The organism is Rhodococcus sp. IEGM 1408 (assembly GCF_033142235.1).
Classification (GTDB): domain Bacteria; phylum Actinomycetota; class Actinomycetes; order Mycobacteriales; family Mycobacteriaceae; genus Dietzia.
Genome location: NZ_JAWLRW010000006.1, coordinates 37,148 through 50,084, shown reverse-complemented (window position 1 = coordinate 50,084; position 12,937 = coordinate 37,148). Strand labels below are relative to the sequence as shown.

The following is a 12,937-nucleotide window of genomic DNA, read 5'->3' as shown; positions in this document are numbered from 1 at the left end:
CCATCGAGGAGGAATTCACCATGGGTAGGGTCACCGCCAGCAACACCATCGTCATCGAGGCACCCGTCGAGGCCGTCACCACGGCGATCGCGGACTACGCCCAGGTCCGGCCCCGCATCCAGCCCGAGCAGTTCAGTGCCTACCGGCTGATCGAGGGCGGGCAGGGCAGCGGCACCGTGGCCGCGTGGAACCTCCAGGCCACCAAGAAGCGCAGCCGCGACGTCAAGGCCACGGTGACCGTCGACGACGCGGCCGCGCACTGGTCGCTGGTGGAGGAGGACGCCAACTCGTCCATGGCCACCACGTACACCGTCCGCGAGGCCACCGGCGGCGCACTGGTGGAGATGACCACCTCGTGGGACGGCGCCGGGGGAGTGGGCGGCTTCTTCGAGCGCACCTTCGCGCCGGGCGGGCTCAAGCGGATCCAGCACGCGCTGCTGGCCAACCTCAAGGCCGAGCTCGAGGGCTGAGCCCGGCGCTCAGCGGCCCGTCTCTGCTGAGGTCGCCCTCGTCGTCGTCGCCGGGTCTTCCTGCCCGGGCTCCCCGGTGACGGTGGTGGAGACGTCCGCCCCGTCGGTGTGGTCGTGCGTGGTGGCGGCTTCCGCCGCCTCGACGTCGGTCCCCGTCGGGGCCGCCGCCGCGGCGGCTTCACGGGCGGCCTCGGCCTGCGCGGAGCCGGTACGGAGCACGATCGGCGGGAGGAAGGCCAGGACCACCGTGGCGACGACGGCGATGAGGCCGGCCACCAGGTAGATCTCCGACATGCTCAGCGCGAAGCCCTGCTCGAAGGGGTGGGCGATGAGCGCGGGCAGCCGGTTGATGACCGAGGAGTCCTTGGTGATGGACTCGAGCGCCCCCGCCCCGGTGGCCGGGTCGGCCAACGCCTCGACGATCCCGAAGGCCTGCGGGTCCTGCCGCAGCGCCGGATCGGACAGGCCGTCCTGGATGCCGCGGGCGAGGCTGCCGTCGGCCGTGGCCTTCCCCAGCTCCTCGGTGATCGAGCCGCCGACGCGGCTGAACAGGATCGACAGGAACACCGCCACGCCGATGGTGCCGCCGAGCTGGCGGAAGAAGGTGGCGGATGCGGTGGCCACGCCGATCTCGCGCGGACTCACCGCGTTCTGCACGATCAGGGTGAGCGGCTGCATGCAGTTGCCCAGGCCGATGCCCATGATCAACATGAAGAACATCACCAGCGCCAGGGACGTGTCGGCGTCGATGGTCCACAGCAGGAACAGGCCGAGGGCGGTGATGGCGGTGCCGATGATCGGGAACTCGCGGATCCGGCCGGTTCTGGAGATGAGCTGGCCCGTGACGATCGAGGCGCCCATCATGCCCGCGACCAGCGGGAGCATCATGAGGCCGGACTCCATGGGATCGGCGCCGTGGACGATCTGCATGTACAGCGGCAGCGTCATCATGCCGCCGAACATGGCCATGCCCACGATCACGCCGCCGGCGGTGACGATCGCGAAGGTGCGGTCGCGGAACAGCCGCAGTGGGATGAGGGCCTCGTCGCCCGCGCGGGCCTCGACGATGAGGAACAGGCCGATGCCAGCCAGGCCGATGAAGTAGCACGCGAGCGCGGCGGGGGAGCCCCAGCCCCAGGTGCGGCCCTGTTCGGCCACCAGCAGGAGCGGGACGAGCCCGACGACGATCGTGGCCGCGCCCGCCCAGTCCACGCGGTGGTCCACGCGCACGTTCTTGACGTTGAGGGTGAGCACCACCATCGTCAGCGCGAGGGCGCCGATGGGGACGTTGAGGAGGAAGATCCAGCGCCAGCCGTCGATGCCGAGAATCGAGTCCACGCCGGCGAAGAAGCCGCCTACCACCGGGCCGATGACCGAGGACGAGGCGAACACGGCCAGCATGTAGCCCTGGTACTTGGCGCGGTCCCGCGGCGGGATGATGTCGCCGATGATCGCCAGCGCCAGTGACATCAACGCGCCGGCGCCCAGTCCCTGGATGCCGCGGTACACCGCGAGGGTGTACATCGAGTCGGCGAGCGTGCACAGCAGCGAGCCGAAGACAAAGATGACGATGCCGATGATGAAGAACGGCTTGCGTCCGTAGATGTCGGAGAGCTTGCCGTACAGCGGCGTCGAGATGGTCGAGGTCATGAGGTAGGCGGTGGTGACCCACGCCTGGGCGTCGAGGCCCTGGAGGTCGTCGGCGATGGTCCGGATCGCGGTGGAGACGATGGTCTGGTCCAGGCTGGCGAGGAACATCGCGGACATCAGCCCGGCGAGGATCACGAGGATCTGGCGGTGCGTGAGCTCACCGTCCTCGCCGGCGCGCGCCGAGGCGGTCTTGGGGGCGGTCATGAGTTCTCCTTGACGGATGTGAGGGCGTTGAGTTCGGTACGGAGGGACTCCGCGAGGTGGATCAGGTGGTCGTTGAGAGAAGCCGCCTGCTCTGGCGTCCAATCGGACAGGACCTCGGCCATCCACTGGCCTCGGCCGTCGAAGACCCGCGACACCAGTTCGGAGCCCTCCGTGGTGAGGATGACCAGGCTCGCGCGCCCGTCGTCCGGGTCGGGGACCTTAGTCACCAGGCCGAGCGTCGCGAGGTGACGGACCTGCCGGCTCACCACGGAGACGTCGGTGTGGACCCGGTCGGCCAGGTCGGTGACACGCGTGGGCTCGTCGTGGATGGCAAAGAGCAGGGGATGGGCGGACGGTTCCAGCGACTCGTGAAAACGGGGGACCGCGATGTTAACCGCGCGCAGCAGTTTGACCACGCGGGAGAGATCCACGACGAGCTGGCCGCTCAGTTCGGCGTCTATGGCCATGTCTGCCTTCCTGGCGGTTGAAGTTGCTTGCAGCAAGCAAATATAAGCCGCGCGCGTGATGGTCAGCAAGTTCGGTAGGGGCCCGTGATCCGTATGTCGACCAGCAGTTCCCACGAGTGAGGAGCTGTCCGGGGCTCTCGCACTCGGATTCGCCGACCGACTGCGCAACCGGATCGATACGGCGGTTGCTGGCGCCGGGGAGCCGAACGGCAACTGTGTCAACTTGTGGCTGCCGTCGTCGACACGCTCGCGGCAAGAGCCTCTGTCCGGGCTGCCGGTCCACGACGACCTAGTCGAGCAGAGCTTCCCTGCGCAGGAGACCAAAGCGTCGTGGCTGGCCGACAGAACAGTGCACCGCACCGGCGAGGGCAAGCTACCTTTGCCTGATTGACGACGCCTTCTCCAACCGGGTGATGAGCCCTCGGAACAGAAAGCGGTTGACGTCCCGACCGCGGTGTCGCTGCGCTGGAGTCGCCGGACATCAGTTTGGGCCAAACTGGCAGCAAGGTCGTCAGTTGAACCGTCTACAGCGACCGGGTTAGTCAGTTCCGGTCTGACCGGCGCTGATGGGCGACCCGTGAAGAGCGACGGATCGCGATTCTGACCTTGAGCAAGTCAGCCCACCACCGGCGCCGTCGAGAGGATGCCCTCGGCAGATCGGTCTTTGACGAGTACGACACCGTCACGGCCGCCCTAGCCACTCGGGCTGCGTTCTTCAACTCGTCACGTGATCCTGCAACAGACCGCAATTTGTTGTGCGACTCCTGGGTGTCGGGATCCTCCACACCTTGAAACCGACCGGCGTGTGTTTCGCGTGGTAAGACTGACCTGTTTCGCTACTTTCCGCCTCAGCAAAACGCAAATCACCCTACACTCCTTCTATGGCAAAAGCTGGGTGGAACGATGTCATTGCCCTCCAGAGTAGTGAGGCAGGCAAACGATTCAAAGCTGGGTGGGACTCTTTTGTTAAGCGGCAGAAACTAACGGATGTCTTCTGGGACCCGGTCGATACGCGCTGGGAAACCTATGCCTCTGAGAAGTTTTCGTTTGCTGACTTCGGTGCTCCGAAAATTGAGATTGGAAACAATTACTTCTCTGAAGTCGAGATGCTACGCGACGTGCTTACATTAGGCGCCTCGCTCCGGGCATTGAACAGTCGAGTAATCTGGTACCCGAGGAACGGCCGGTGGTATGTGTTTTCCCCGAAGACCGCCCCGCTGCCTACGTCTCCTCCGTCTCCGGGTTGGCTGGAAGTGCTTAACAAACAGTTGGATGAAATATCCAATAATGGTCGTCTGTCGCCAGCTGAAAAAGCGAGAGCCAGAAGGCAAGTATTAGACGAATTCTTTGCTGCAAACCATGGCTAATTATCGACCCGATGAAAGTACATTAATTGTGCTCAGAGGTCTGGGAGTCGTTCGAGGTGTTCCTGCACCACGACGACATTGACCGCGTTGACGAGTTCAGCGACGGCGCTACGACGCGCTTCCGGATCTAGATTGCGTTGATCGGTGGCCTGGATCTGGCCAGAATGGATGAGCGACCTGTCCGCGGAAGCGCCGGCATCGAAGTTCCCGAGGATCTCGCGGTGCCGCCTCGCAGTGACCGGCCCAGCTGGGCGAGCTCGGGCAGTCCTTTGGGTACGGCGGAGCGGATTCGAGGAGCGAGTACATCGCGATCTTGCCCGCCAGAAGGCCTCGTAGCCGGTGATGAACCGCTGGTAGAAGCCGTAAGTGACCTCTACAGCGACGCGCGCCGGGGCCACGTGTACTCGAACCGTTGCCACAGCAGGCCATCGGCGCTCAGTGAAGGGCTATCGGCCGAAAGATGTCGACGCCAGCCCCGTATCTCCGAGCCGAGAGGTTCTCCCTGGGAGAGCCTTGTATTCAGTGGTGCCCCCAGTCGGACTCGAACCGACACTGGACGGGTTTTGAATCCGTTGCCTCTGCCAATTGGGCTACGGGGGCGATCGCGGCGAGCCGCTGGTCCAGCAGTCTAACGGAGACCCCTGCGCGCCTGTCAGACGACGCCCCTAGAGTGGCCGTGTGAGCACCACGAGCCAGACCGTCGATTCCAGTACCACCTCCGCCGCCGCTGCTGGAGGAGACGGGCCCGCGCGCCTACTGCTCCTCGACGGCCACTCGCTGGCGTTCCGGGCCTTCTACGCCCTGCCGGCCGAGAACTTCTCCACCGCCTCCGGTCAGCACACCAATGCGGTCTACGGCTTCCTCTCCATGGTCGCCAACCTCATCACCACCGAGAAGCCCACCCACCTGGCGGCGGCCTTCGACGTCTCGCGCGCGACCCTGCACCGGACGGCGGAGTACCCGGAGTACAAGTCCACCCGGTCGGCGGTGCCGGAGGAGTTCAAGGGTCAGGTCGATCTGATCCAGGAGGCGCTGTCCGCGCTCGGGGTCCGGACGCTGTCCCTGGAGGGGCACGAAGCCGACGACCTCATCGCGACCCTGGCCACGCAGGCCGCCGGAACCGACACGCTCATCTGCACCGGCGACCGCGACGCGTTCCAGCTGGTCTCCGACTCGGTGACGGTCCTCTACCCGGTCAAGGGCGTCTCGGAGCTCGCCCGCTACACCCCGGAGGCGGTCGAGGCGAAGTACGGCGTCACCCCGGCTCAATATCCGGATGTGGCAGCGCTGCGCGGCGACACGTCCGACAACCTCCCGGGGGTGCCCAAGGTCGGGGACAAGACCGCCGCCAAGTGGATAGTCCAGTACGGGAGCCTGTCCGACCTCATCGCGCACGCCGACGAGGTCAAGGGCAAGGTGGGGGAGAGCTTCCGCGAGCACCTCCCGCAGGTGCAGCTCAACCGCCGCATCACCCAACTCACCCGCGATCTGGACCTGGGCGTGGAGCTCGACGACCTCGCTCGTCACGACCCCGAGCGGGCGGACGTCAACGCGCTGTTCGACCGGCTGGAATTCGGCCCCCTGGCCCGCGACCGGTTCCTCACGGCGTTCCTGCCCGAGGGCGCAACCGAGCCGGTGGCGGAGGTCGAGCTCGAGCAGGCCTCGGTATTGCACGCTGGCGAGGTCTCCGATTGGCTGGCCGCCCACGCGCCGGCCGGGAAGCGGCACGGCCTCGTCGTCGTCGGTCCCTCCCGTCCCGGTGCGGGGGACGCGCAGGCGGTCACCGTGGCCGCGGCAGGCGGCGCCTCCGGGCACATCGACCTCGCCCGCATCGACCCGTCCGACGAGCAGGCTCTACGGGCGTGGCTGGCCGACGACGCCGTGGCCAAGGCCGTGCACGATTCCAAGGCCGCGACCCACGCCCTCATGGGCCGGGACCTCGCGCTGGGCGGGGTGAGCATCGACGTGGCGCTCGCCGCGTACCTCGTGCGCCCCGGCCAGCGCAGCTACGGCCTGGCAGAGCTGTTCCAGCGACACCTGCAACGCGAGTTGCCCGAGGCCGAGGCGGGGGAGAAGCAGCTCTCGCTACTGGACGAGGTCGACGAGGCCGAGGTGGAGCAGCAGGCCGCCAACTCGGCGGCGACGCGGGCCCGGGCGGTCCTGGACATCGCCGAGCGCCTCGACGTGGAACTGGAGCAGGTGCACGGTGCCCGACTGCTCGCCGAGATGGAGCTTCCGCTCGTGCCGGCGCTCGCGCGGATGGAATCGATCGGCATCGCGGTCGACTCCGCCGCGCTGGACGACTTGCGCGACGGGTTCACCGACCGCGGGCGGGACGCGGCTGACGCGGCCTACGCGGCGATCGGGGGCGAGCAGATCAACCTGGGTTCGCCCAAGCAGCTCCAGGTGGTGTTGTTCGAGACCTTGGGCATGCCCAAGACCAAGAAGACCAAGACCGGCTACACCACTGACGCCAAGGCCCTCGAGGAACTGCTGGCCAAGGAGACCGCGGACACCCCGGGCCGAGCTTTCCTGGAGGCGTTGCTCCTGCACCGCGAGGCCACCAAGATGCGCACCACGGTCGAGGGACTGATCAAGACCATCGGCGACGACGGGCGCATCCACACCACCTTCAACCAGACGGTCGCCGCCACCGGCCGACTGTCCTCAACCGACCCGAATCTGCAGAACATCCCGGTCCGCACCGAGGACGGCCGGCGGATCCGCAAGTCATTTGTCGTGGGCGAGGGCTACGACTGCCTCCTCACCGCCGACTACAGCCAGATCGAGATGCGCGTCATGGCGCACCTGTCCAAAGACGCGGGGCTCATCGAGGCGTTCCGCACGGGCGAGGATCTTCATTCGTTCGTGGGCTCGCGGGCGTTCGGGGTGCCGATCGACCAGGTGACCCCGGAGCTGCGCCGTCGGGTCAAGGCCATGAGTTACGGCCTGGCCTACGGGCTCAGCGCCTTCGGGCTGGCCGCGCAGCTGGGCATCGGGCAGAACGAGGCCCGCGAGCAGATGGACGCCTACTTCTCGCGCTTCGGGGGAGTGCGCGACTACCTGCACACCGTGGTGGACCAGGCCCGTCGTGACGGCTACACCGAGACCCTCTTCGGGCGCCGCCGCTACCTGCCCGAGCTCAACTCCGACAACCGGCTCAAGCGCGAGAACGCCGAGCGGGCCGCCCTCAACGCGCCCATCCAGGGCTCCGCGGCGGACATCATCAAGGCGGCGATGCTCAAGGTCGACGCCGACCTGACCGAGCGCGGGCTGCGGAGCCGCTTGCTCCTCCAGGTCCATGACGAACTCGTGCTCGAGGTGGCGAAGGGTGAGCTCGACGAGGTCCGCGGTCTGGTGGTGGACCGCATGTACTCGGCCATCGAGCTGGACGTGCCGCTGGACGTCTCCACGGGAACGGGGCCCGACTGGGATTCCGCCGCCCACTGAGCAAATACTGAGGTAACCACTGAGTAACCACTGACGCCGATTGCGGCGATGTGTTTTGTGGCCGTCCCCGTATGCCATAGGTTCATTGCAGATTCGGCTCCACGACGCCTGAAAGGGCACTCATATGACCCTCACTTCTCGGCGCAGCCTGCGCGCCGCACTGGCACTGACCGCCACCGCAGCCCTCGCGCTCACCGGTTGCACCACCAACACCGAGGGCCCCGAGGATTCCGGGGAGCCGCGGCAGGAGGTCGCGCTCGAGACCGACGAGGAGATCGCTACCCTCGTGCCGGCCGAGATCCGAGACAAGGGCGTCATCGTGGTCGGCACCAACCCGCCGTACGCGCCCAACGAGTTCAAGAACGAGCAGGGCGAGATCGTCGGGTTCGACATCGACGTGGTGACCGCCGCTGCCCAGCTCATGGGACTCCGCGCGGAGTTCCGTGAGTCGGACTTCGAGAAGATCATCCCGGCCATCGAGGGCGGCACCATGGACATGGGCGCCTCCTCGTTCACCGTCAACGACGAGCGGCTCAAGACCGTCGACTTTGTCACGTATTTCGAGGCCGGCATCCAGTGGACGTCCGCGGCCGGAACCGACGTGGACCCGGACAACGCCTGCGGCCTGAGCGTGGCCGTCCAGCGCACCACCGTCTCCGATCAGGAAGACGTGCCCGCCCGCAGCAAGGCCTGCACCGACGCCGGCAAGCCGGCGATCGAGAAGGTCCAGTTCGACTCCCAGGACGAGGCCTCCACGGCCGTCGCGCTGGGCAAGGTCGACGCCATGTCGGCCGACTCGCCCATCTCGGCGTACGCCGTGAAGCAGTCCGAGGGCAAGATGCAGCTGGCCGGCGACGTCTTCGACTCCGCCCCCTATGGCTGGCCCGTCCGCAAGGGCTCCGCGCTGGCCGCGGCCCTGGAAGCCGCAGCGGACAAGCTCATCGAGACCGGCGATTTCGAGAAGATCTCCCAGAACTGGGGCCTCGAGAACGGGCTGATCGACGACGCCGAGACCCGGAAGGGTTGAGTGACCAGTAGGTGAGCACCGAACAGAACGGGGCCGCTGCCCCCCGGGCGGACGCCCCGGACCCCATCGAGGCGGTGTCGCTGCGGCACCCGTGGCGGTGGGTGTCGGCGACGGTCGTCCTGGTCCTCGTGTTCCTGTTTGTCTGGGGCGCCGCGACCAACCCCGCGTACGGCTGGGGCACCTACGGCCGGTACCTGTTCGACACCCGGTTCGGCATGGCGGTGTTCTACACGATCGCCCTGACGCTGCTGTCAATGATCCTCGCCGTAATCCTGGGCGTCATCCTCTCGGTGATGCGGATGAGCAGCAACCCCGTGCTCAAGGCCGTGGCCTGGGTGTACCTGTGGGTCTTCCGCGGGACCCCGATCTACGTGCAGCTGCTGTTCTGGGGCCTGATCTTCACGCTGTACCGGCAGGTCCAGTTCGGCATCCCCTTCACCGACTTCCAGATCGTCCGCTTTGACGACACGATGGTGCTGTACTCGGCGTTCTGGCTGGCCGTGATCGGCCTGGCCATGAACGAGGCCGCGTACATGGCCGAGATCGTGCGGGCGGGGATCTCCTCGGTGCCGGAGGGTCAGGCGGAGGCGTCCACCGCGCTCGGTATGTCGTGGGGGCAGACCATGCGCCGCACGATCCTGCCCCAGGCGATGCGCGTGATCATCCCGCCGACCGGCAACGAGCTGATCTCGATGCTCAAGACCACCTCGCTCGTCGTGGCCATCCCGTTCTCCGGGGAGCTCTACGGTCAGGCGCGCGACATCTCGGGCGTCAACTTCCAGCCCATCCCGCTGCTGCTGGTCGCGGCCACCTGGTACCTGGTCATCACCAGTGTCCTGATGGTGGGTCAGCACTTCGTGGAGAAGAAGTTCTCGCGTGGCGCCACCCGCCAACTGACGGGCAAGCAGCTGCGTGCGTTGGCGGCAGCCGACGGGATGACCCCCTCCTCGCTCGCCGCGGCCAGGGCCGCCGACCCTTCCGGAGGGACAGCATGACGCCGATGGTCAGGGCCGAACAGGTCTGCAAGAGCTTCGGCTCGGTCCAGGTGCTCAAGGGCATCGAGCTCGAGGTGGCCGCGGGCGAGGTCCTGTGCCTGGTCGGCCCGTCGGGCTCCGGCAAGTCCACCTTCCTCCGGTGCATCAACCACCTCGAGCGGGTCGACGCCGGCCGGTTGTATGTCGACGGCGACCTGGTGGGCTACCGGGAGAAGGGTGACAAGCTCTTCGAGATCTCGCCCCGACACGCCGCACGACAGCGCCGGGACATCGGGATGGTGTTCCAGCACTTCAACCTGTTCCTGCACCGCACCGCGCTGGAGAACGTCATCGAGGCGCCGATGCTGGTCAAGGGCGAGTCCCGGGCCGAGGCCGCCGAGCGCGCCCGCGCTCTGCTGGACAGGGTCGGGCTCTCGGCCAAGGCGGACGCGTATCCGGCTCAGCTCTCCGGTGGACAGCAGCAGCGCGTGGCGATCGCCCGCGCGCTGGCCATGGAGCCCAAGCTCATGCTGTTCGACGAGCCCACCTCGGCTCTCGACCCGGAGCTGGTCGGTGAGGTGCTGGGCGTCATGCGGGACCTGGCCGGCGCCGGCATGACCATGGTCGTGGTGACCCACGAGATGGGCTTCGCGCGGGAGGTCGCCGACACGATCGCGTTCATGGACGACGGCGTCGTGGTGGAGTCCGGGCGCCCGTCCGAGGTGCTCAGTGCGCCCACCCATCAGCGCACCAAGGACTTCCTCTCCAAGATCCTGTAGGCCGGCCGGGCCCAACGGCCGGGCCCAACGGCCGGGCCCAACGGCCGGGCCCAACGACCGGAGCAGGACCGCGGATCAGGGGAGGGTGGCGACGAAGATCGCGGTGCCGGGAAAGATGCTCCCGCGCAGCGGGCTCCACTGCCCCCACTCCTGGTCCAGCCACTCCGGCCATTCGGGTTCGATCAGATCCCGCACGACGAAGCCGGCCCCGACCAGTTCGCGGATCCGGTCGCCGACCGTGCGGTGGTGTTCCACGTAGGTGAGACGGCCCTCTTCGTCGTACTCGGTGTACGGCGTCCGGTCGAAGTACGGGAACGCGGCCTGGAGTCCCTCCGGGCCCGGGTCGTCGCGGAAGATCCACCGCATCGGGTGGTTGACGGAGAAGACAAACCGGCCGCCGGGGCGGAGCACGCGCGCGGTCTCCGCCATGACGCCCGCCGTGTCCGCGACAAAGGGGATGGCCCCGAACGCGGAGAACGCGACATCGAAGCTGTTGTCCGCAAAGGGCAGGCGGCCGGCGTCGGCCTGGATCAGCGGTACCGACGCCGCCGGGCCCGTGGAACGGCTCGCGGCCTCGGCGCCCACGCGGAGCATCCCGACGGAGAGGTCGACGGCGACGGCGCGTGCCCCCCGGCCGGCGATCCACCGCGCGCACGGCGCGGAGCCGCAGCCGATCTCCAGCACGTCGAGCCCGGCCACCTCGCCGAGCAGGTTCCAGTCACCCTCGTGCAGGCCCTCCGGTCCCCACACGAACCCGCCGTCGGGGGACTGCGCGCCGAGGAAGTCCCCGTGTTCGTCGTGGTAGTCGCCGGCTTCCGCGTCCCACCACGTGCGGGACGCGCGGACGGACTCACCATGGTCGGGGGGGTTTGTGGGCGTCACGCTCGCAGCGTACAGTTAACCGTCGCGTGCGTTCACGCTCGCGAATCTTTGTCCACCCACGATTCCTATCCACTCCGGAGCACCCCAACCTATGACCACCAAAACCACCTCGCCGCAGGTAGCCATCAATGACATTGGCTCCGCGGAGGATTTCCTCGCCGCTATCGACGCCACGATCAAGTACTTCAACGATGGCGACATCGTCGAGGGCACGATCGTCAAGGTCGACCGTGATGAGGTCCTGCTCGACATCGGCTACAAGACCGAGGGTGTCATCCCCTCGCGTGAGCTCTCCATCAAGCACGATGTCGACCCGGGCGAGGTCGTCAAGGTGGGCGACGAGGTCGAGGCACTGGTCCTCACCAAGGAGGACAAGGACGGCCGCCTGATCCTGTCCAAGAAGCGCGCACAGTACGAGCGCGCATGGGGCACGATCGAGGAGCTCAAGGAGAAGGACGAGGCCGTCAAGGGCACCGTCATCGAGGTCGTCAAGGGCGGCCTCATCCTCGACATCGGTCTCCGTGGCTTCCTCCCCGCCTCGCTGGTGGAGATGCGCCGCGTCCGCGACCTCCTGCCCTACGTGGGTCAGGAGCTCGAGGCCAAGATCATCGAGCTGGACAAGAACCGCAACAACGTCGTGCTCTCGCGCCGTGCATGGCTCGAGCAGACCCAGTCCGCGGTCCGCTCCGAGTTCCTGCACCAGCTGCAGAAGGGCCAGGTCCGCAAGGGCGTCGTGTCCTCGATCGTCAACTTCGGTGCGTTCGTGGACCTCGGCGGGGTCGACGGCCTCGTCCACGTCTCCGAGCTGTCCTGGAAGCACATCGACCACCCGTCCGAGGTCGTCGAGGTGGGCCAGGAAGTCACCGTCGAGGTCCTCGACGTCGACCTGGACCGCGAGCGCGTCTCCCTGTCGCTCAAGGCGACGCAGGAGGATCCGTGGCGGCACTTCGCCCGGACCCACGCGATCGGACAGATCGTCCCGGGCAAGGTCACCAAGCTGGTTCCGTTCGGTGCATTCGTGCGCGTCGACGAGGGCATCGAGGGCCTCGTCCACATCTCCGAGCTGGCCGAGCGCCACGTCGAGGTCCCGGATCAGGTCGTGACGGTCAACGACGACGCCATGGTCAAGGTCATCGACATCGATCTCGATCGTCGTCGTATCTCGCTCTCGCTCAAGCAGGCGGACGAGGACTTCTCGGAGGAGTTCGACCCGTCGAAGTACGGCATGGCCGACAGCTACGACGAGGCCGGCAACTACATCTTCCCCGAGGGCTTCGATCCCGAGACCAACGAATGGCTCGAGGGCTTCGAGAAGCTGCGCGAGGAGTGGGAGAACCGCTACGCGGAGGCCGAGCGTCGTCACAAGATGCACACCGGTCAGATCGAGAAGGGTCGCGCCGCTGCCGCGGAGGCCGCTGTGGCCGCGCCGACCAACTACTCGTCGGAGTCCGCTCCGTCGACCCGTCCCGCCGCTGCGGAGACCGGTCCGGCCGAGTCCACCGGCGGTTCGCTGGCCTCGGACGAGCAGCTCGCTGCGCTGCGTGCGAAGCTCGCCGGCGGCGAGTGACGTCGCAGCCTGAGGGCGCCGAGAGCGCCTGACAGCACGATCACGGCCTCGGACGGTCGTCCCACCACGGTGGGGCGCCGTCCGGGGCCGAGTTCTATTT

The 12,937-nt window shown here is 67.3% G+C and carries 10 protein-coding genes and 1 tRNA gene; 7 read left to right on the top strand and 4 right to left on the bottom strand.

All coding sequences use genetic code 11. The annotated features are described in order from the left end of the window. Positions 1-20: 20 nt before the first annotated feature. The gene (locus tag R4P08_RS10915) at positions 21-470 is read left to right on the top strand and encodes an SRPBCC family protein (protein WP_317813870.1); all 450 of its coding nucleotides are present in this window, start codon (positions 21-23) and stop codon (positions 468-470) included. Between the two features lie 9 nt (positions 471-479). Here the strand turns inward: R4P08_RS10915 and R4P08_RS10910 are convergent, their stop codons facing one another. Next, positions 480-2,324: an MDR family MFS transporter gene (locus R4P08_RS10910; protein WP_317813869.1), complete on the bottom strand. Its 1,845-nt coding sequence runs from the start codon at positions 2,322-2,324 to the stop codon at positions 480-482. Continuing rightward, positions 2,321-2,791 (bottom strand): MarR family winged helix-turn-helix transcriptional regulator, encoded by a 471-nt coding sequence (locus tag R4P08_RS10905; protein ID WP_317813868.1) that lies wholly within the window; start codon positions 2,789-2,791, stop codon positions 2,321-2,323. Before R4P08_RS10905 ends, R4P08_RS10910 begins: the two co-directional genes overlap by 4 nt. An 881-nt stretch (positions 2,792-3,672) precedes the next feature. Here R4P08_RS10905 and R4P08_RS10900 point away from each other — a divergent pair. Beyond that, entirely contained in the window at positions 3,673-4,158 is a 486-nt protein-coding gene (locus R4P08_RS10900) for a hypothetical protein (RefSeq protein ID WP_317813867.1), read from the top strand. A 523-nt stretch (positions 4,159-4,681) separates the two neighbouring features. Here R4P08_RS10900 and R4P08_RS10895 read toward each other — a convergent pair. Then, positions 4,682-4,758, bottom strand: a tRNA-Leu gene (locus R4P08_RS10895). Positions 4,759-4,836: 78 nt separating this feature from the next. Between R4P08_RS10895 and polA the strand changes: the two genes are divergently transcribed. The 4 genes from polA to R4P08_RS10875 all read left to right on the top strand — a co-directional run bounded on the left by polA (position 4,837) and on the right by R4P08_RS10875 (position 10,388). After that, complete coding sequence (gene polA, locus R4P08_RS10890) at positions 4,837-7,608, top strand: DNA polymerase I (protein WP_317813866.1); 2,772 nt, start codon at positions 4,837-4,839, stop codon at positions 7,606-7,608. Positions 7,609-7,732: 124 nt separating this feature from the next. Beyond that, a complete protein-coding gene (locus R4P08_RS10885) occupies positions 7,733-8,635 on the top strand; it encodes an ABC transporter substrate-binding protein (protein ID WP_317813865.1) in 903 nt (300 codons plus the stop codon). A gap of 11 nt (positions 8,636-8,646) precedes the next feature. Then, entirely contained in the window at positions 8,647-9,630 is a 984-nt protein-coding gene (locus tag R4P08_RS10880) for an amino acid ABC transporter permease (RefSeq protein ID WP_317813863.1), read from the top strand. Further along, the gene (locus tag R4P08_RS10875; RefSeq protein WP_317813862.1) at positions 9,627-10,388 is read left to right on the top strand and encodes an amino acid ABC transporter ATP-binding protein; all 762 of its coding nucleotides are present in this window, start codon (positions 9,627-9,629) and stop codon (positions 10,386-10,388) included. Before R4P08_RS10880 ends, R4P08_RS10875 begins: the two co-directional genes overlap by 4 nt. A gap of 75 nt (positions 10,389-10,463) precedes the next feature. Here the strand turns inward: R4P08_RS10875 and R4P08_RS10870 are convergent, their stop codons facing one another. Next, complete coding sequence (locus tag R4P08_RS10870; RefSeq protein WP_411741194.1) at positions 10,464-11,270, bottom strand: class I SAM-dependent methyltransferase; 807 nt, start codon at positions 11,268-11,270, stop codon at positions 10,464-10,466. A 91-nt stretch (positions 11,271-11,361) separates the two neighbouring features. On the opposite strand from R4P08_RS10870, the gene rpsA reads away from it, so the two are divergent. Further along, positions 11,362-12,837, top strand: coding sequence for a 30S ribosomal protein S1 (gene rpsA / locus R4P08_RS10865; protein ID WP_317813861.1), 1,476 nt, complete (start codon positions 11,362-11,364; stop codon positions 12,835-12,837). The last annotated feature ends 100 nt before the right edge of the window (positions 12,838-12,937 follow it).